This is a genomic window from Curtobacterium sp. GC_Cur_3, from assembly GCF_026544205.1.
Lineage (GTDB): Bacteria > Actinomycetota > Actinomycetes > Actinomycetales > Microbacteriaceae > Curtobacterium.
On record NZ_JALNUI010000032.1, the window covers coordinates 12,676 to 30,909 of the forward strand.

Annotated in this window: 18 protein-coding genes and 1 pseudogene; 4 read left to right on the forward strand and 15 right to left on the reverse strand. The window is 70.7% G+C overall.

All coding sequences use genetic code 11. From position 1 onward, the window contains the following. Positions 1 to 18: 18 nt before the first annotated feature. From alr (OXR63_RS15180) to glmS, 4 genes are read right to left on the reverse strand one after another with little or no spacing between them, the layout of a single operon-like run. The gene (gene alr, locus OXR63_RS15180) at positions 19 to 1,182 is read right to left on the reverse strand and encodes an alanine racemase (RefSeq protein ID WP_267424605.1); all 1,164 of its coding nucleotides are present in this window, start codon (positions 1,180 to 1,182) and stop codon (positions 19 to 21) included. After that, positions 1,179 to 2,282 carry an alanine racemase gene (gene alr / locus OXR63_RS15185; RefSeq protein WP_267424606.1) on the reverse strand — a complete coding sequence of 368 codons (1,104 nt, stop codon included), beginning with the start codon at positions 2,280 to 2,282 and terminating at the stop codon, positions 1,179 to 1,181. The genes alr (OXR63_RS15180) and alr (OXR63_RS15185) overlap by 4 nt, the downstream gene beginning before the upstream one ends. Next, positions 2,279 to 2,659 carry a holo-ACP synthase gene (locus tag OXR63_RS15190; protein ID WP_267424607.1) on the reverse strand — a complete coding sequence of 127 codons (381 nt, stop codon included), beginning with the start codon at positions 2,657 to 2,659 and terminating at the stop codon, positions 2,279 to 2,281. Before OXR63_RS15190 ends, alr (OXR63_RS15185) begins: the two co-directional genes overlap by 4 nt. Before the next feature lie 6 nt (positions 2,660 to 2,665). Then, positions 2,666 to 4,513, reverse strand: coding sequence for a glutamine--fructose-6-phosphate transaminase (isomerizing) (gene glmS, locus OXR63_RS15195; protein WP_267424608.1), 1,848 nt, complete (start codon positions 4,511 to 4,513; stop codon positions 2,666 to 2,668). Between the two features lie 71 nt (positions 4,514 to 4,584). Between glmS and OXR63_RS15200 the strand changes: the two genes are divergently transcribed. After that, positions 4,585 to 5,070 (forward strand): glutathione peroxidase, encoded by a 486-nt coding sequence (locus tag OXR63_RS15200; RefSeq protein WP_071276671.1) that lies wholly within the window; start codon positions 4,585 to 4,587, stop codon positions 5,068 to 5,070. A gap of 101 nt (positions 5,071 to 5,171) precedes the next feature. Beyond that, complete coding sequence (gene coaA, locus OXR63_RS15205; protein ID WP_194626356.1) at positions 5,172 to 6,116, forward strand: type I pantothenate kinase; 945 nt, start codon at positions 5,172 to 5,174, stop codon at positions 6,114 to 6,116. Positions 6,117 to 6,222: 106 nt separating this feature from the next. On the opposite strand, the gene glmM is transcribed toward coaA, so the two are convergent. The 11 genes and pseudogenes from glmM to OXR63_RS15255 form a co-directional block, all read right to left on the reverse strand. Then, positions 6,223 to 7,596 (reverse strand): phosphoglucosamine mutase, encoded by a 1,374-nt coding sequence (glmM, locus tag OXR63_RS15210; RefSeq protein ID WP_267424609.1) that lies wholly within the window; start codon positions 7,594 to 7,596, stop codon positions 6,223 to 6,225. Positions 7,597 to 7,618: 22 nt separating this feature from the next. Next, positions 7,619 to 8,104 (reverse strand): 30S ribosomal protein S9, encoded by a 486-nt coding sequence (gene rpsI, locus OXR63_RS15215; protein ID WP_071276677.1) that lies wholly within the window; start codon positions 8,102 to 8,104, stop codon positions 7,619 to 7,621. Positions 8,105 to 8,143: 39 nt separating this feature from the next. Then, complete coding sequence (gene rplM / locus OXR63_RS15220; protein ID WP_056121470.1) at positions 8,144 to 8,590, reverse strand: 50S ribosomal protein L13; 447 nt, start codon at positions 8,588 to 8,590, stop codon at positions 8,144 to 8,146. A 384-nt stretch (positions 8,591 to 8,974) separates the two neighbouring features. Then, positions 8,975 to 12,022 (reverse strand): ExeM/NucH family extracellular endonuclease, encoded by a 3,048-nt coding sequence (locus tag OXR63_RS15225; RefSeq protein WP_267424610.1) that lies wholly within the window; start codon positions 12,020 to 12,022, stop codon positions 8,975 to 8,977. 94 nt (positions 12,023 to 12,116) lie between these two features. After that, positions 12,117 to 12,374, reverse strand: a complete 258-nt coding sequence (locus tag OXR63_RS15230) for a hypothetical protein (protein WP_267424611.1) — start codon at positions 12,372 to 12,374, stop codon at positions 12,117 to 12,119. After that, positions 12,371 to 13,048: a hypothetical protein gene (locus OXR63_RS15235; RefSeq protein ID WP_267424612.1), complete on the reverse strand. Its 678-nt coding sequence runs from the start codon at positions 13,046 to 13,048 to the stop codon at positions 12,371 to 12,373. The genes OXR63_RS15230 and OXR63_RS15235 overlap by 4 nt, the downstream gene beginning before the upstream one ends. A gap of 29 nt (positions 13,049 to 13,077) precedes the next feature. Then, a complete protein-coding gene (locus OXR63_RS15240; RefSeq protein ID WP_267424613.1) occupies positions 13,078 to 13,503 on the reverse strand; it encodes a hypothetical protein in 426 nt (141 codons plus the stop codon). 6 nt (positions 13,504 to 13,509) lie between these two features. Next, positions 13,510 to 13,947 (reverse strand): annotated as a pseudogene (locus tag OXR63_RS18565) (ATP-binding cassette domain-containing protein); the annotation flags it as partial. Between the two features lie 64 nt (positions 13,948 to 14,011). After that, a complete protein-coding gene (locus OXR63_RS15245; RefSeq protein WP_267424614.1) occupies positions 14,012 to 14,278 on the reverse strand; it encodes a hypothetical protein in 267 nt (88 codons plus the stop codon). Between the two features lie 265 nt (positions 14,279 to 14,543). Then, positions 14,544 to 15,290 (reverse strand): MBL fold metallo-hydrolase, encoded by a 747-nt coding sequence (locus tag OXR63_RS15250; protein WP_267424615.1) that lies wholly within the window; start codon positions 15,288 to 15,290, stop codon positions 14,544 to 14,546. Continuing rightward, positions 15,287 to 16,273 carry a tRNA pseudouridine synthase A gene (locus tag OXR63_RS15255; RefSeq protein ID WP_374116146.1) on the reverse strand — a complete coding sequence of 329 codons (987 nt, stop codon included), beginning with the start codon at positions 16,271 to 16,273 and terminating at the stop codon, positions 15,287 to 15,289. Before OXR63_RS15255 ends, OXR63_RS15250 begins: the two co-directional genes overlap by 4 nt. 113 nt (positions 16,274 to 16,386) lie before the next feature. Here OXR63_RS15255 and OXR63_RS15260 point away from each other — a divergent pair, with 113 nt between their 5' ends. Beyond that, positions 16,387 to 17,388 carry an ATP-binding cassette domain-containing protein gene (locus OXR63_RS15260; protein WP_267424616.1) on the forward strand — a complete coding sequence of 334 codons (1,002 nt, stop codon included), beginning with the start codon at positions 16,387 to 16,389 and terminating at the stop codon, positions 17,386 to 17,388. Beyond that, on the forward strand, positions 17,385 to 18,230 hold the full coding sequence (locus OXR63_RS15265) for an ABC transporter permease (RefSeq protein WP_267424617.1): 846 nt from the start codon (positions 17,385 to 17,387) through the stop codon (positions 18,228 to 18,230). The genes OXR63_RS15260 and OXR63_RS15265 overlap by 4 nt, the downstream gene beginning before the upstream one ends. Positions 18,231 to 18,234 lie beyond the last annotated feature (4 nt).

Consider the following 18,234-nt stretch of genomic DNA (forward strand, 5'->3'; position numbering starts at 1 on the left):
TGGTGTCCAGGAGCGTCCTCACGCGTGCTCTCCGCGCAGGTACTCGCCGACACGGCCCTCGACAGAGTGGCCCGAGTAGACGCGGGGGACCCGGGCGCCGATCCGGCAGACGATCTCCTCGCCGATGGTGTCGAGCGCGGCGCCCCACTCCAGCACGGTCATCTCGTCGCGCTCCCCCGTGCCGAACAGCACGACCGTGTCGCCGACCTGGACGTCGTCGTCGCCCACGTCGACCAGGAACTGGTCCATCGCCACGCGACCGGCGATCGGGTACCGCTTGCCGTTGATCGCGACCTCGACGCGTCCCTGCGCCGAGCGCGGCACCCCGTCCGCGTAGCCGAACGGCACGAGCGCCAGGGTCGTCTCGTCGTCCGTCCGGTAGGTGTAGTCGTACGAGACGCCGGTGCCGACGGGCACGCGCTTCGTCTTCGCGACCGAGGCCGTCACCGTCATCACGGGCTCGAGCCCGAGGTCCGCCGCGGAGACACCGTCCGCGCCGGGGATGCCGTAGAGGTTCGCCCCCATCCGGACCATGTCCTTGCGGAACTCCTTGCGTTCGAGCCCGGCGAGCGACGCGGCGACGTGCTCCATCGGGACGTCGACACCGAGGTCCTCGGCACGTTCGATCGCGGCCTCGAACAGGGACACCGATGCGGCGTCGTCGTCGTCCGAGGACTCCGCCAGGTGCGTGTACGCGGCGACGACCTCGATGCGACCGGCGCGCTGGGCGTCCCGGGCGGCTTCGACGAGCGCGGGCAAGTCGTCGATCGAGGACCCGTCGCGGTGCAGGCCCGTGTCGACGCCGAGGTGCACGCGTGCTGGACGCTGGTCGACGGCCTCCACGATCCGCTGCAGTTCGGCGACGTTCGAGACCCCGAGATCCACCGCGGAGTCGATCGCGTCGCGGAAGTCGAGCGCCGGGTCGTGCTGCCACGTGAACAGGTGCACGTCCTCGCCGACGCCGATCGCCCGGAGCCGCAGGGCCGCGGGGACCGTCAGCACCCCGATCCACCGGATGCCGGCGTCGACCGCGGCGAGCGCGATCGGCTCGAGGCCGTGCCCGTACGCGTCGGCCTTCATGATCGCCATCACCTCGACCGGGTGCATCCACCCGCGCACCCGCTCGAGGTTGGCGCGGTAGGCGTCGAGGTCGATCTCGGCCTGACGCAGGGGCGCGCTCACGTCGTCCTCCGTTCGATGCTCCGGCCGAGCCGGGCCACCACCTCGTAGTTGATCGTGCCGACAGCCGACGCCCAGTCCTCGACGGCCGGGTCGCCGTTCGCCGGGTCGCCCCAGAGCACGACCTCGTCCCCGACGGCGACGTCCGCGTCCCCGATGGCGATGTGCATCGCGTTCATGGCCACCCGTCCGACGACCGGGAACCGCCGGTCACCGATCCGCACGGAGACGTGGTTGCCGAACCCGCGGTCGAAGCCGTCCGCGTAGCCCAGGCCGATGACCGCCAGGCGCGTGTCCGTCTCGGCACGCCACGTGTAGCCGTAGCTCACGCCGTCGCCCGCCGGCACGACCACGGTGCGGAGGACCGAGGCGGTGAGGCGCATCGCGGGGCGCAGGCCGAGGTCGGCCGACGTCCGGTCGGGGAAGGGGCTGAGTCCGTAGAGGGCGATGCCGACGCGGGCCAGGTCGCGTCGGGTCTCCGGCAGGGCGAGGCTCGCGGCACTCGCGGCCAGGTGCACCATGTCCGGCACGATCCCCCGCGCGCGCAGGCCGTCGAGGGCCCGCTGCAGCGAGGCGTCCTGGTCGAGGTCGTCGGTGCGCGAGGCGTTCGACAGGTGCGACATCACGCCCTCGATCCGCGTGCGGGCACCACCGCGGGCGAGCGACGCCGCACGGTCGAAGAGCTCGGGCCACTCGGACTCGACGGCACCGTTCCGGCTGAGCCCGGTGTCGACACAGATGTGCACGGCGGGCACCTCGGCGTCAGCGGCGCTGGAGAGCTGCTCGACGCTGGACACCGCGGGGGTGATGCCGAACTGGGCCGCACGACGGAAGTCCTCGTCCGGGGCGTGCAGCCACGCGAGGATCCGGACGCCCTCGTCGATGCCCGCCTGCCGCAGCGCGATGCCCTCGTCGATGTCCGCCACGCCGAGCCACTCCGCGCCCGCGTCCACGAACGCCTGCGCGGCGTCAGCCGCGCCGTGGCCGTACCCGTTCGCCTTGACGACCGGGATGACGCCAGACGGTGCCACCTGGTCGGCGACGGTCGCGTAGTTGGCGATGAGGGCCTCCCGGTCGACCGTGATCCCCGTGAACGCACTCAAGCCGGTTCCCCTGTTCCTTCCAGCACCACGAACGCCGTGGCGATGCCCCCATCATGCGAGAGCGACAGGTGCACGGAGACGACGCCACGCGCGTCCGCGACCTGGCGCGCCTGCCGGTGCAGTGTGAGCGACGGGTTCCGCTGGTCGTCGGAGACGACCTCGAGGTCCTGCCAGCTCAGCCCGGCGCTCGACCCGAACGCCTTGATCAGTGACTCCTTGGCGGCGAACCGCGCCGCGAGCGACGCGATCGCACGGGGCTCCCCGTCGCGCACGAGCTCGGACGCCGTGAACAGGCGCGACCGCATGGCGGGCGTCCTGGTGAGGGTGCGCTCGAACCGCTCCAGGTCGACCACGTCGACCCCGATGCCGATGATCATCGCCGTCTACTCGACGGTGACCGACTTCGCGAGGTTGCGCGGCTGGTCCACGTCGAGCCCCTTCGCGGCCGCGAGCTCCATGCCGAACATGTGCAGCGGCGCGACGGCCAGCAGCGGCTCGAACAGCGGCGTCGCCAGCGGGATCCGGAGGACCTCGTCGGCGAAGGGCAGCACCGCGGCGTCGCCCTCCTCGGCGATGGCGATCACCCGGGCACCGCGAGCGCGGATCTCCTGGATGTTCGACACGACCTTCGGGTGCAGCGACCGGGCGTCACGCGGCGAGGGCACGATCACGAAGACGATCTGCCCCGGCTCGATGAGCGCGATCGGGCCGTGCTTGAGCTCGCCGGCGGCGAACCCCTCAGCGTGGATGTACGCGAGCTCCTTGAGCTTGAGCGCGCCCTCGAGCGCGATCGGGTACCCGACGTGGCGGCCGAGGAACAGGACACTGCGGGTGTCAGCCATCCACTTCGCCAGCTCGGCGACCCCCGAGGCGTCCTCGATCGTCTGCTGCAGCTTGGCGGGCAGGCCCTCGAGCTCGGCGACCTGTTCCGCGACCTGCTCGGTCGTCAGCGTGCCGCGGAGCGTGGCGAGGTGCAGCCCCAGCAGGTACAGCGCGACGCCCTGCGCGAGGAACGCCTTCGTCGACGCCACCGCGACCTCGGGCCCGGCGTGCGTGTAGATCACGGCGTCGGACTCGCGCGGGATCGTGGCTCCCTGGGTGTTGCAGATCGAGAGGACCTGCGCGCCCTGCTCCCTGGCGTACTTCACGGCCATCAGCGTGTCCATCGTCTCACCCGACTGGCTGATCGAGACGACGAGCGTGCGGTCGTTCAACACCGGGTCGCGGTACCGGAACTCGTGGGCGAGCTCGACCTCGACGGGCACGCGTGCCCACTGCTCGATGGCGTACTTGCCGAGCATGCCGGCGTAGGCCGCGGTGCCGCAGGCGATGACGACGACGCGGTCGACCTGCTGCAGGCGCTCCGCGATCGGGTCGAGGTCGGTCAGCGTGACCGCACCCTCGTGCACGCGACCGAGGATGGTCTTCGCGACGGCCTCGGGCTCCTCGCTGATCTCCTTCGCCATGAACGAGGACCAGCCGCCCTTGTCCGCGGCCGAGGCGTCCCAGTTCACCTCGAACTCGCTCGGGGTGGCGGGGGTGCCGTCGAAGTGAATGACGTCCACGCCGTCGGGGCGGATCGTGGCGATCTCGTCCTGGCCGATCGACAGCGCACGCTGCGTGTAGGCGACGAACGCGGCGACGTCCGAGCCCATGAAGTTCTCGCCGTCGCCGAGGCCGACCACGAGGGGCGAGTTCCGCCGGGCCCCGACGACGACGCCGGGCTGGTCCGCGTGCACGACGAGGAGCGTGAACGCACCGTCGAGTCGCTGCACGGCCTGCTGCATCGCGGTCGTCAGGTCGCCGGTCTCGCGGAAGGCCCGGGCGACGAGGTGTGCGGCGACCTCGGAGTCGGTCTCGCTGAGGAACTCGACGCCCTCGGCGGTCAGCTCGGCACGCAGCGCGGAGAAGTTCTCGATGATGCCGTTGTGGATGAGCGCGAGCTTGCCGCCGTCGGCGAGGTGCGGGTGCGCGTTCTCGTCGGTCGGGCCGCCGTGGGTCGCCCAGCGGGTGTGGCCGATGCCGGTGCCGCCGTCGGGGATCGGGCGTGCGTCGAGCTCGTCGACGAGGGCCTGGAGCTTGCCCGCCTTCTTCGCCGAGGTCATGTCCCCGGAGGGGTCGATGACCGCGATCCCGGCGGAGTCGTACCCCCGGTACTCGAGCCGACGGAGACCACCGAGGAGCACGTCCGTGCTGCTGTTGCTGCCGACGTAGCCGACGATTCCACACATGGCCACGATCCTACGATGTGGCGGAGTCCGCTCCCTGCGAAGGAGCAGACCACGGGGCTACCGTGACCCACATGGGACGTTTCGACGAGATCGCCATCACCACCCTGCGCGGCGAGCAGACCACCTTCGGGGCGTTCGGGGACAAGGCGGTGCTCGTCGTGAACGTGGCATCGCGCTGCGGCCTCGCGCCCCAGTACGAACAGCTCGAGGAACTCCAGAAGACCTACGGCCCGCGCGGCTTCACCGTCCTCGGCTTCCCCAGCAACCAGTTCCTGCAGGAGCTCGGTTCCGCCGAGGCGATCGACGAGTACTGCTCCGCCACGTGGGGCGTGACGTTCCCGATGTCGGAGAAGGTCAAGGTCAACGGCATGGGCGCGCACCCGCTGTACAAGGAGCTGAAGCAGACCCCGGACGCGGGCGGCAAGGCCGGTCGGGTCATCTGGAACTTCGAGAAGTTCCTCGTGGCGCCGGACGGCACCGTCTCGCGCTTCCGCCCGACGACGAAGCCGGACGCCCCGGAGGTCATCGCGGCCATCGAGGCGGCACTGCCCGCCTGAGCGGTCACGCCCGGCGCGAGCCGGGCAACGGCCGGGAGGCCCGGATCACCTGCGCCGATCGGCGAACGTGATCCGGGCCTCCCGTCTGTACGCTCGGACGCATGCCGATCACGGAGACCACCGTCGCGCACCCCTCCCCCTTCGTGGAGATCCCGCGCGCGGAGTGGTCGCAGCTCGCTCCCAAGGAGCACCTGTCCCTGACCGAGACGGAGATCGTCCAGCTCCGGGGCCTGGGTGACCGCCTCGACATGCAGGAGGTGCAGGAGGTCTACCTCCCCCTCTCCCGCCTGCTGACGCTCTACGCCGCCGGGGCGAAGGACCTCCACGCCGAGACGAGTCGCTTCCTGGGGGAGCGTGCCCGGCGCACGCCGTTCGTCATCGGGGTGGCCGGATCCGTGGCGGTCGGCAAGTCCACCGTCGCCCGACTGCTCCGTGAACTCACGAAGCGCTGGCCGGACACTCCCCGCGTCGAGCTCGTGACGACCGACGGGTTCCTGTACCCGAACGCGGAGCTCGAGCGACGCGGGATCATGGACCGGAAGGGCTTCCCGGAGTCCTACGACCGCCGGTCCCTGCTGCGCTTCGTCAGCCAGGTGAAGAGCGGTGCGGCCGAGGTCCGGGCGCCGTACTACTCGCACCTCGTCTACGACATCGTCGAGGACGCCGAGATCGTCGTCCGACAGCCGGACATCCTCATCGTCGAGGGGCTCAACGTGCTCGCGCCGCCGCTGCACGGTCGGCTGGCGCTGTCCGACCTCTTCGACTTCACCATCTACGTCGACGCCAAGACCCGCGACATCGAGTCCTGGTACGTCGACCGGTTCCTGGCCCTGCAGGAAGAGGCGTTCTCGAGCCCGGACTCGTTCTTCCACCGGTTCGCGAGCCTCTCCCGCGAGGACGCCGTGCGCACCGCGACCGAGGTCTGGCACGCGATCAACGAGCCGAACCTGGTCGAGAACGTCCTGCCGACGCGTTCCCGGGCCACCCTCGTGCTGAAGAAGGGCCCGAACCACAAGGTGAGTTCGGTCCTGCTCCGCAAGATCTGACGCGGTCCCGGGACGGGCGCGGTGTCTCCGCACCGAACCGCGAAACGGACACAGCACCACGGGATCCCGTGGTGCTGTGTCCGTTTCGTGGTGCTCTGTGCGGCTCCTACGCGGCGTCGAGAGCCAGGCGCTCCTCGACGACCGCGGCCAGCTCCTCGGCGACGCGCTGGGCGGTCTCCTGTGAAGCAGCCTCGACCATCACGCGCACGACCGGCTCGGTGCCCGACGGACGCAGCAGCACGCGGCCGGTGTCACCGAGCGACGCGGTGGCAGCGGCGACGGCGTCCTGCACGCCCTGGTCGGCGAGGCCGTGGCGATCGACCCCGCGCACGTTGAGCAGCACCTGCGGGAACACGGTCATGCACGACGCGAGCTCCTGCAGCGACCTGCCCGTGCGCGCCATCTCGGCGACGAGGTGCAGCCCGGTGAGGATGCCGTCGCCCGTGGTGGCGTACTCCTGGAAGATGATGTGGCCGGACTGCTCGCCGCCGAGCGAGTAGCCGCCCTCGTTCATCTTCTCGAGCACGTAGCGGTCGCCCACGCCGGCCTCGATCATCGTGATGCCCGCGTCGGCCATGGCCCGCTTGAGCCCGAGGTTCGACATGATCGTCGCGACGAGGGTGTCCGACTTGAGGTGTCCGCGCTCCTGCAGCGACAGCGCGAGGATCGCCATGATCTGGTCGCCGTCGATGGCGTTGCCCGCGGCGTCCACGGCCAGGCACCGGTCGGCGTCGCCGTCGTGGGCGATCCCGACGTCGGCGCCGGCTTCGAGCACGGCACGAGCGAGGTTGTCGATGTGGGTCGACCCGACACCGTCGTTGATGTTCCAGCCGTCGGGGTCGGCCCCGATGAGCGTGACCTTCGCCCCGGCGTTCACGAAGACCTCGGGCGAGACGCCCGCGGCGGCCCCGTTGGCGCAGTCGAGCACCACGTGGATCCCATCGAGCCGGTGCGGGAGCGTGCCGAGCAGGTGGACGACGTAGCGGTCCTCGGCATCGGCGAACCGCGTGATCCGCCCGACGTCGATGCCGGTGGGGGTCGGCGCGGACTGGTCGTGCATGGCGGCTTCGATGCGGTCCTCGACCTCGTCGGGGAGCTTGCGCCCGCCCGCGGCGAAGAACTTGATGCCGTTGTCCGGCGCCGGGTTGTGCGACGCGGAGATCATCACGCCGAAGTCAGCGTCGATGTCAGCGACCAGGAAGGCGGCCGCGGGAGTGGGGATGACCCCGGCGTCGAGGACGTCGACGCCGGCGGAGGCGAGCCCGGCTGCGACCGCAGCACCGAGGAACTCGCCGGAGACGCGCGGGTCGCGCGCCAGGACCGCGCGGGGGCGCGGTCGGCCGGACGCCCGCCGGGCGTCCGCATGGTGTCCGTGTGTGAGGACGGCCGCGCTCGCCTGGGCAAGACCCAGTGCGAGCGCGGCCGTCAGCTCGCCATTGGCGAGACCACGAACCCCGTCGGTACCGAACAGACGCGGCATGGTGATCGTCAGCCGGTGACGATCAGCGCTTCGAGAACTGCGACGCCTTGCGGGCCTTCTTGAGACCGGCCTTCTTGCGCTCGATGACGCGGGCGTCACGGGTGAGGAAGCCAGCCTTCTTGAGGGCCGCGCGGTTGTTCTCGCGGTCGATCTCGTTCAGGGTGCGGGCGATCGCGAGGCGGACGGCGCCGGCCTGGCCGGAGGGGCCACCACCGGTGACGCGGGCGACGACGTCGTACGAGCCGAGGAGCTCGAGGATCTTGAACGGGTCGTTGATGAGCTGCTGGTGCAGCTTGTTCGGGAAGTAGTCCTCGAGCGTGCGGCCGTTCACCACGAAGGTGCCGGAGCCGGGGACGAGGCGCACGCGGGCGATGGCCTCCTTGCGGCGCCCGACGGCACCGCCGGAGACGTTGAGGATCTGACGGGGAGCGGCCTCGGCAGCGGCGGGTGCGCTCTCCGTGGTGAAGCTCTCCGGGGTCTGGTCGAGGGAGTCAGCGATCTGAGCCATGAGTTTTCTCTAGTCCTTGGAAGTCGTCGTGGCCGCTGGTTACTGCGAGACCTGGTCGAAGATGTACGTCTTGGGCTGCTGCGCGGCGTGGGGGTGCTCGGGACCCGCGTACACCTTGAGCTTCTTGAGCTGCTCGCGGCCCAGCGTGTTCTTCGGGAGCATGCCGCGGATCGCCTTCTCGACGGCGCGGGTCGGGTGCTTCTCGAGCATCTCCGGGTAGGAGGTCGCCGTGAGGCCGCCCGGGTAGCCCGAGTGACGGTAGTAGACCTTCTTCGCGAGCTTGGAACCGGTCAGGGCGACCTTGTCCGCGTTCACGATGATGACGAAGTCACCCATGTCCATGTGCTGGGCGAAGGTGGCCTTGTGCTTGCCGCGGAGGAGGGCGGCGACGTGCGAGGCGAGACGGCCGAGGACGACGTCGGTGGCGTCGATGACGATCCAGTCGTGCTGGACGTCTGCCGGCTTCGGTGAGAACGTGCGAGTCACAGGAGTGCTGCTTTCGTGTCGAGGTGAGGAGTCCGTGAATCCCGCTCCGGTGAGGTGTTCTGGCGGGTGACACCCGCTGAACGCCCCGGTGGAGGGCCCATCTGACTGTCTGGCGCACAACGGCGCGCAGACCAAGGTGGGAGCCTACCGGACACGCCGCGCGCGGGTCAAACCCACGCGAGCTCCTGTGCCCCGCTCCCCGCTCCCCGCTGCCGCTCCCCGCGAGCGGAATCGGGCCTAGCAAGCGGAATCGCGCGTTGCGGGTCAGGAGTTCCGACCTGCTCCGCGCGATCTCGCCTGCCATCGCGGGCGTTGTGGGAAGAACGGACAGGAGGCTCGGTGCCAGCTGGCACGGAGCCTCCCGTCCGGTCGTGGTCGCGTGGACTACGCGGCGAGCGCCGCGCGACGTCGCCGCACCACGAGCAGGCCGGCGCCCGCTGCCAGGAGCAACAGCGCTGCGACGATGCCGCCGGTCAGCTCCGCTCCCGTGAAGGCGAGCGCCGAGGCGGCACCGGTGGCGGGGTCCACCGTGACGACCAGCGTCACGGTGCCCGTCGTCGGCCCGGTCACCACCAGGGTGTGGGTGCCGGCGGTGACCGACGACGGCACCGTGAACGTGCCGGACAGATGACCGGACGCGTCGGCGGTCAGCGTGCCGAGGGTGGCCGGCTCGGAGTGCAGCTCGACCGTGGTCCGCTCGCTGGCGGCGAAGCCGGCGCCCGTCAGGCGGAACGACGCTCCGACGCGGAGGTGGCCGTCGACGGCCAGGGCCGCTGCCTCGTCGCCGGGCTGCGGAGCAGGGACCGGCGTCGGGGTCGGGGTCGGGGTCGGGGTCGGGGTGGGGGTCCCACCGTCGCCGGGGGGCGTCGTACCGCCGTCACCGGGAGGCGTCGTCGCGCCGATGCCCGGCAGGTCGATGCCGACCAGGATCGGGTCGTGGTCGCTCGCCCGGTACACGTCGTCGGTGTAGAGGTTCGTCGCGTTGTAGTTGTAGCGGCTGTACTCCAGGCCCACCGACTCGACCGAGTTGATGTTCCAGATGTCCACGCCGGTGACGTCGGCGAGCGCGGTGGGCGAAGCGAGCACGTGGTCGAGCGACCCGCTCAGGCCGCTGAAGACGTACGACCACTCGTCGGCGTCCTCCGTCGGCCCGAGGTCGGTGTAGCCGGCGTCGTCGAGGACCACCATCGGGTCCTCCTTGCTGTAGGCGTTGAAGTCGCCGAGCATGAACACCTTGTCCGTGCCGTACTGCGTCTGCATGGCGGTGGAGAACGTCACCAGGGCCTTCGCCTGGGCGACCCGGTCCGCGTTCGACGCCCCCTGGCCGTCCCCCTGGTCCGCGTTCGCACCGGTGCCGGAGCCCTTCGACTTGAAGTGGTTCGCGATCACCAGGAACTCGTCGTCCGTGGTGCCGCCGATCGGCCGGAACGCATCGGCGACGGGCTGGCGGGCGTTCGTGAACGCGGTGTCCTGCAGGATCGTCGACGCTCCGGTGGGCGCGACGCGGTCCTTCTTGTAGATCAGGGCCAGGCGGATGACGTCCTCGCTCGCCGGCACCACGGCCGGGGACGGGACGTACGCCCAAGTGTCGGCGCCGGTCGCGGCGTTGAGTGCCCCGACGAGGGTCGCGACCGCAGCGTCACGCGGCTGGCCGAAGCGTGCGGAGTTCTCGATCTCCTCGAGCGAGACGACGTCGGCACCGAGGCCGTTGATCGCCTTCACGATCTTGACCTGCTGGCGCTCGAGGTCCTCCTGCTCGGCGGCACCACGGGCGTCACAGCCGGAGTTCACCGTGACGGGGTCGCCGTCGCGGTCGGTGTAGTACGTGCAGCCGGTGAGCTCGTCACCCGTCGTGGGGAAGTAGTTCAGCACGTTGAAGCCGGCGAGCTTGAGGTCCCCGCCGACGTCCTCGGGCTTGGCGGTGCGCACGTCCGAGAACGCGACGGGCAGGTCGGCTGCCGGTGTCGCGCCGGTGATCGGCGCGGTCGGCTGGAACTTCCACGCGTTGTTGCGGTAGTCGAGCACGACCGGGGCGTCGAACGTGGCAGCCGCACCGACGGTGACCGGGCCCTGCGTCAGCCACGACACCGGGATGCCCTGGTTGGCCTTGGTGAGGAAGTTGGTGCTGGCACCGTCGTCGAGCGTGATCCTGCGCGCGGCGTTGTCGGCGGTGACCGCCGCTGCCTCCGGGGTGCCGGGGCGTGCGACCTCGGTCGGCTGGAGGAGTCGCTCGGTGCCCGAGGCCAGGACGACCTCGCCGTACTGGTTCGTCGTGTAGTTGTCCGCGACCGTGTACCGGCCCTGCGGCGCGACGAGCATGCTCTCGAGCGACTCACGCTGCGCGTCCGTCCGCGGGAAGGCGACGGCCGCCGCCTGCGGGGCGGGCACCGTGTCGGACAGCGTGCGCAGCCCTGCAGCGCTCGACACCGTGAGCTCGGTCAGGCCGTTGAACTCGGAGACGCCACCGGTGACCTCCACGTGCTGGCCCGCCGTGACGGACGACGCCGTCGCGGACGAGTACACGAAGACGGCGTCCGACGCGGTGTGCGTGGTCAGGTCGACCGCGCCGCCGGTGCCCGGCGTCTGGATCGTGTAGCCGCTGAAACCGCCGGTGGCGTACACCGCGGTGACGACACCCGTCGTGACGACGTTCCTGCCCGCGTACGGCGACGTGTCCGTCGTTCCCTGGAGCTGCGCGATCGAGACGGCCTCGGCCGGAGCTGGGTCGGCCGGCGGGGTCGGGTCCGTCGGCGGCGTGGGGGTCGTGCCGCCGCCTGCCGTCTGCCCGGCCGCGTTCGTCGGGGTCGGCGTCGTGGTGTTCGAGAAGTCCGTGGCGTTGACGTCGGTGTCGGTCGTGCCCGCACGGACGAGTCCGTTCGGCACGGTGTTCCCACCGTCGACCGGGCGCACCGCACCCTCGAAGGTGTTCGACGCGCCGTAGCCGAGCAGGTCGACGACGCCGGGCGTCCCCGCGGCCACCGCACCGGCGGGCAGGGTCAGCGCCGTCGTGCGGTCCGCGAGGACGAGCGTCCCCGTCGTGCCGGACGGGTTGAGCGTCGCCTCGTCGTCTGCCGTGGGGAGGTCGGCGCCGACGGGGGCGGAGCCGTTGCCCGCCATCGACACCAGGAACGTGCCGCCGGCGGGGACGGTGCCCTCGAGTGCGCTCGTGCTGAACGGGCCGACGCTCGTCGCCGATCGGTACTGCAGCGACCACCCGGTGACCGAGACCGGGGCGGCGGTCGGGTTGCCGATCTCGACGAACTTGTGGTTGTAGGGGGCGCCCGCGCTGCCGCCCTTCAGGTACGCCTCACGGATGACCAGGCCGGTGCCGGCGGGGTCCGCCGAGGCGGTGGTGGCGGAGACGAGCGGTGCGGCGAGGAGTGTCGCGGCGACCGTGGCGCACAGCAGGGTGCGTCGGATGTGCTGGGGCATGGGGACCTTCGGTGCGGGGTCGTGGACCCTCGCACGTTACCGATCTGCGGAGGCGTTCAGGTTTCGACGAGGTGAACCCTTCGGTCTACTGCACTCAGGACTCGGTCACGACGCGCAGCAGCGCGACCGCCACCGTGATCACGAACCAGCCCAGGACGTTGCCGCGGTTCCTCGCCAGCGCCAGCGAGCCCGCCATCGCAGTGAGCGCCACGACGGCGGCAACCGCTCGGATCGTTCCGTCCTGATGCGTGACGCCGACGATCCAGCAGCTCAGAGTCGCCATGACCACGAGCAGCCCGACGCTGAAACGTCGAGCCTTCCCGGCGCGAACAGGTCGAGGAGGTTCAGTCATGTCGCGACCTTTCGTGTCCGTACCCATCCGGCCACCACCGGGAGCACGATCCAGAGCAGACCCGACGTGATGGCTGGAAGGACATCTGCCTCTCCCGTCATCCCGCTCTGAACCGTTCCGAACCGCACATAGGCAGTCCACGAGCCGAGGAACGCGAGCGCCACGTCGAGCACGAGCATCACTCCGAGCACGCTCACCAGCCCGAGCGCCAACGAGCGGGACGTCGCTCCGATCCCGAATCCGAAGGCCGCCGAGGAGAAGGACAGCGCAGCCACCTGCAGGACGGACGGAACGACGCCCGTCGATGCAACGTGCCCTCCGAGTACCACGGCCACCACGGCGCCGACGCCCCCGACGATGCCGGTGAACAGGACCACGGCCGCGATGATGACGCCGCACGCTGCGAACCTCGCGATGTAGATCACGTTCCTCGTCAGTCCGGCCAACACGCCGTCACGCTCGCCACCGCATGAGGCGTCGCCCACGCCGATCACGACACCGACGATCGAAGCCGCCAGTGCGGCGGGCAGCCCGGCGGTCACGATCACCTCCCCGACGCCGAAGCTCGCGGCCTTGGTGACGAGCGAGACACTGAGCACGCAGCACATGACGACGAGCAACGACAGAACTCCGAACCCGGCCGCAGCGCTCCTTGTGTCGACACGCTTGCGCACCTCGAGCCTCGTGACGTCAACGAATGCGATCACCGGACGACCTCCGATTCGAACTCCGCTGTGGAGACCTCGTCGTACAGTGCTTCCAGGGACCGTCCCGCGGGTCCCGCCGACAGCACGTCCACTCCGATGTCCACCGCCACGCGTACAGCGTCAGCCGCGCTCGTGCCGAGCTGGATCCGACCGCCTCGCTCGGTAGCCGGGATTCCCCGCTGCGCGGCCGCCGCCAGGAGCCTCGCCGGGTCGTTGACCTGGACTTCGCAGGCGTCGGTCTGGGCGATGCCCACGGGCTCGGAGCGGACGATCCTTCCCTGGCTGACGATGACGACGTCGTCGATCATCGTCTCCAGTTCACCGAGCAGGTGGCTCGAGACGATGACCGTCACCCCGGAGCTCCGGAGATCGGACACCATCCCCCGCATCCATGCGATGCCGTTGGGATCGAGGCCGTTCATGGGCTCGTCGAGCAGGACGAGGGACGGCGATCCCAGGAGCGCCACACCGATCGCGAGACGCATCCTCATGCCGAGTGACAGGGAGCCGACTCGGCGCCTGAGGACGGCACCGAGTCCGACGCGATGCGCCATCGCGTCGACAGAAGGACGATCAGAACCGACGAGGCCAGCTCGGAGCAGCAGCGTCTCCCGAACGGTCCTGCCACGGTGCATGTCGACGTCGTTGAACACTGCGCCGACGGCTTGACCCCGTTGCCACGGCAGTCCGACGAGCGAGCCCCGATCAGGGCGCACCAACCCAGCGAGGACCGAGAGGAGCGTGGACTTCCCTGCCCCGTTGGGCCCGATCAACCCGTACACCCGTCCCGCCTGGAACGCGACGGAGACGTCCTGCAGACGAGGTCGGCCGCGCCCACGCAGACCGACGTCCTGGAGTTGGATCATTGGTCGTCCCTTCCGACGATGTGGAGCGGACCGGCTGAGCCGGTCCGCTCCACGACGGCTCTGATCAACCGAAGAAGTGGTCCCAGAGCGCGCTGAACATCTCTTCGACGGTCATCTGCGCGATCGCGTTGATGCCCGCGCGGATCCATGCCGCAAGTCCGTTCCACCAGTTCTTGAAGGCGTTGAGGCTGTTCCTGAGCGCAGTCTTGAGCGCTGGGATGACGGATGAAGCGTTGCTCTTGAGCCAATCGACGATCGGCTTGATCGGGATGCGATCAGTCGACGAATCGCCCGTCGGTGCAGTCGGCCCCGTCGTCGGCGAGATCGGCATCGTCCGAGCGGTGGTCGAGTACCCGGGGACACTCGTCGGGCTCACGGTGACCGGATGCGCTGAAGCTGCGGTCGCCCCGACCGTGCTCAGCATCGCCCCGGTGACGATCGCTCCGATGATCCCGACAGTGCGGACGTTCCTCATGGTGGTTCCCCCTTCCTTCTGCAGCGTCGTCGCTGGAGAACCACCATGTCAGATTGACCGTTGAAATACCAGTGTCGGGTTCGAGGTCTTCATGGTCCCTCTTGACGGCTTGCCTTCGACTTCACGACCCGACCGGCACCCACTCCCGCCCCACCCGGTGCACCGCCGGCCCGTGCCCCGGCAGCACGATCTCGGGGATCGGCAGAGCCCGCGCCGACTCGAGCGCCGTCGCCTGGTCCGCCGTGAAGAACGGCGTGATCATGCGGGGCCGAGGGGGCCACGACGCCGGCTGCGTGTCGTGGTGGGAGACGACGGCGTCCCCGGTGACGATCGCGTCGGCGGCGGGCAGCAGGTACGCGGTGGACCCGGAAGTGTGCCCCTCGGCGGGGAACGGCGTGATCGCCCGTCCCTCGAAGTCCGCGCCGGTGAAGGCCCTGGCGGTGGGCACCGAGACGGGCCGCAGGGCGTCGGACCGGATCGCCCGGCCGAGCCAGCGGAGCACCCGCGCCGAGGCCAGCCGGCCGCCGATCTCCGCCGGGGTCACCTGCTGTCGGTCAGGTCCGCGGACGTTGTCGAGCTCGGCGGCGTGGGCGAGCACCTCGACGTGCGGGTGGCGCTCGAGGATCCCGGGGATGCCCCCGACGTGGTCGACGTGCCCGTGCGTGACGTAGATGCGGCGAAGGTCGCCGAGGTCGTGTCCGGCGTAGCGGATGGTGTCGAGCACCAGGTCGCTGTCGGCCGGGTAGCCCGCGTCGATCAGCGCGACGCCGTCCTCCTCCGCCAGCACGACCCAGTTCGAGACGGGCCCCTCGACGAAGACCACACCGGGGGCGACGGAGACGACGGACCGGGGTTCGCGGGAGCTCATCCCTCGACGGTAGCCGAGACCGTGGCCGAGTCCGTGTCGGCGGTCCCGTCCACGGATCGCCGGGCGCGCGTCTGCTCCGCCCGCGCCGCGAGCTCCGCGTCCGCCGGGTAGCCCACCTCGGTCAGCGTGAGCCCCTTCGCCGGCGCCACCTTGAACGCGCTGGTCCGCTCCCCCGCCAGACGCAGCTCCTCGAGCCGCTCGGGCCCGAAGCGCCCCTCGCCGACGGCGATGGTCGCCCCCACCATCGCGCGCACCATGGAGTGACAGAACGCATCGGCCTGGAGGCTCGCCACCAGCACGCCGTCCGGCTCGCGGTCCCAGCGGAACTCCTGGAGCATCCGGATGGTCGTCGCCCCCTCGCGCGGCTTGCAGAACGCCGCGAAGTCGTGCAGCCCCAACAGCGTCAGCGCACCGCGCTCCATCGCTGCCGGGTCGAGACGCCCCGGGTACCAGAGGGTGTGCCCACGACGTCGTGGATCGCGGGGGGCGTCGACGTCCGCGACCCGGTACTGGTAGCGCCGCCAGAGCGGGGAGAACCGGGCGTCGAACCCGTCCGGCGCGATCGAGGCCCGCGTGACGACCACGTCGCCGTCGACCCCGGCGATGCCGTTCACCCGCTTCACGAGACCGTCGAGCGGGTCGCGCCCGCTCCCGTCACGCCCGCCCCCGTCAGGCGCGGCGCGTCGGGGCCGTGCCAGCGCTGCCCACTGCGCGGCGTCCAGGTCGAGGTGCGCCACCTGCCCGACGGCGTGCACCCCTGCGTCGGTGCGCCCCGCGACGGTCAGCAGCGGCGGCGAGCCCCAGCGGGTGAAGACGGTCGCGAGCGCGGTCTCGAGCGCACCCTGCACGGTCCGGAGCCCCGGCTGCCTGGCCCACCCGGAGAACGCGGCGCCGTCGTACGCGACGTCGAGCCGGAGCCGCACGCCGCCGTCGACAGCGGCCGACGCCGACGCCTGCACCTGGGCCTCGTCCGTCTCGCTCACACCACCACGGTACCGATGTCAGCGCCGCGTCAGTGCCGCGTGAGCGCCGGCCGACACCATCGTCCTCGACGTCGACGCGACCGCCGACGCCCCATCGGAGAAAGGAACCGACGATGACCACGACACCCCTCGCGGTCGAGGCCGTCGGCCTCGTGAAGACCTTCGGGCAGAACCGCGCCGTGGACGGTGTCGACCTCCGCGTCGAGGCCGGCACGGTGTACGGCGTGCTCGGCCCGAACGGCGCCGGCAAGACCACGACGATCAGCATGCTCGCGACGCTGCTGCAGGCGGACGCCGGCGAGGCCAGGGTCTTCGGCCACGACGTCCGCCGCGAAGCACAGGAGGTCCGCCGGCTCATCGGCGTGACCGGACAGTACGCCAGCGTCGACGAGACCCTCAGCGCGACCGAGAACCTGGTGGTCTTCTCCCGCCTGCTCGGGCTGGGACGGGCGGAGTCGAAGCGGAAGTCCGCGGAGCTCCTCGAGCGCTTCGGCCTGACCGAGGCGGCGACCCGTCCGCTCAAGAAGTTCTCCGGCGGGATGCGCCGTCGCCTCGACCTGGCGGCGAGCCTCATCGCGCAGCCGCCGCTGATCTTCCTCGACGAGCCGACCACCGGCCTCGACCCCCGCACCCGGGCGCAGATGTGGGACACGATCCGCGAGCTCGTCGCGACGGGCTCCACCGTGCTGCTCACCACGCAGTACCTCGACGAGGCCGACCAGCTCGCCGACCGCATCGCCGTGATCGACCACGGCCGGGTCGTCGCCGAGGGCACCGGCGACGAGCTCAAGGCGTCGATCGGCACCGCGTCACTGCAGCTCCGGCTCGCCGACGCGTCCACCGAGACCCTCGCGACGGCGTCCGACCTCGTCGCCCGGGTCCTCGGCACCCCCGCGGTCGTCAGCCCGGAGGGGTCGCGCCTGACCGCTCCGATGACGGACCCCGACCGCGTCACCGACCTGCTCGTGTCGTTCCGCGACGCGGGCATCTCCCTCGCCGAGATGAGCGTGCAGAAGCCGACGCTCGACGAGGTCTTCCTGACCATCACCGGCAACCCGGTCGCCGACGACACCGCCGACCAGCACGACCACGCGCTCGAAGGGAGCAACGCATGACCACGCTCACCACACCCGACCTGGCGTCCACCGGCACGACCGGCGCCAGGAGCACCCCGCGACCCGGGGTCGGCGGCACCGGGCTCGGTGCGACGATCCGCCAGTCCTTCACGATGGCGTACCGCGGCCTCATCAAGGTCCGTCGGACGCCCGAGCAGCTGTTCGACGTGACGCTCATGCCGATCGTCTTCACCGTGATGTTCACGTACATCTTCGGCGGCGCGATCTCCGGCAACGTGGCGGCCTACCTGCCGATCATCATCCCGGGCATCCTCGTGCAGACGAACATCACGTCCTCGATCGTCACCGGCGTCCAGCTCCGCGAGGACATGGACAAGGGCGTCTTCGACCGCTTCAAGTCCCTGCCGATCGCCCGCATCGCCCCGCTCGCCGGAGCACTGCTCGCCGACACCGTGCGGTACGCCATCGCGACGACGATCACCTTCGTCACGGGCTTCGCGATGGGGCTCCGTCCCGAGGGCGGCTTCGGAGCCGTCGTCCTGGCGGGCCTGCTCGTCATCGTGGTCGCCTGGGCGATCAGTTGGGTCTTCGCCTACTTCGGCGTCGTGGCCCGCACCGCGTCGAGCGTCTCGGGCATCTCGAACCTCGTGCTGTTCCCGCTGACGTTCCTCTCGAACGCCTTCGTCCCGGCGGACACCCTGCCGGACTGGCTGCGCTGGTTCTCCGAGGTCAACCCGGTGTCACACCTCATCACCGCGGTCCGCGAGCTCGTCAACCACGGCCAGGTGGGCGGGGACCTCTGGCTCTCGCTCCTCGGTGCCGCGGTCGTCGTCGCCGTGTTCGCCCCGCTCACGGTGCGCGCGTACATGCGGAAGGCCTGACGCA

Excerpts from the sequence above, each read along its gene's own strand:
- OXR63_RS15190 (WP_267424607.1), bottom strand. The coding sequence starts at position 2,659 with ATGATCATCGGCATCGGGGTCGACGTGGTCGACCTGGAGCGGTTCGAG.
- glmS (WP_267424608.1), bottom strand. The coding sequence starts at position 4,513 with ATGTGTGGAATCGTCGGCTACGTCGGCAGCAACAGCAGCACGGACGTG.
- OXR63_RS15200 (WP_071276671.1), top strand. The coding sequence starts at position 4,585 with ATGGGACGTTTCGACGAGATCGCCATCACCACCCTGCGCGGCGAGCAG.
- coaA (WP_194626356.1), top strand. The coding sequence starts at position 5,172 with ATGCCGATCACGGAGACCACCGTCGCGCACCCCTCCCCCTTCGTGGAG.
- glmM (WP_267424609.1), bottom strand. The coding sequence starts at position 7,596 with ATGCCGCGTCTGTTCGGTACCGACGGGGTTCGTGGTCTCGCCAATGGC.
- rpsI (WP_071276677.1), bottom strand. The coding sequence starts at position 8,104 with ATGGCTCAGATCGCTGACTCCCTCGACCAGACCCCGGAGAGCTTCACC.
- OXR63_RS15225 (WP_267424610.1), bottom strand. The coding sequence starts at position 12,022 with ATGCCCCAGCACATCCGACGCACCCTGCTGTGCGCCACGGTCGCCGCG.
- OXR63_RS15230 (WP_267424611.1), bottom strand. The coding sequence starts at position 12,374 with ATGACTGAACCTCCTCGACCTGTTCGCGCCGGGAAGGCTCGACGTTTC.
- OXR63_RS15240 (WP_267424613.1), bottom strand. The coding sequence starts at position 13,503 with ATGAACGGCCTCGATCCCAACGGCATCGCATGGATGCGGGGGATGGTG.
- OXR63_RS15245 (WP_267424614.1), bottom strand. The coding sequence starts at position 14,278 with ATGCCGATCTCGCCGACGACGGGGCCGACTGCACCGACGGGCGATTCG.
- OXR63_RS15250 (WP_267424615.1), bottom strand. The coding sequence starts at position 15,290 with ATGAGCTCCCGCGAACCCCGGTCCGTCGTCTCCGTCGCCCCCGGTGTG.
- OXR63_RS15260 (WP_267424616.1), top strand. The coding sequence starts at position 16,387 with ATGACCACGACACCCCTCGCGGTCGAGGCCGTCGGCCTCGTGAAGACC.
- OXR63_RS15265 (WP_267424617.1), top strand. The coding sequence starts at position 17,385 with ATGACCACGCTCACCACACCCGACCTGGCGTCCACCGGCACGACCGGC.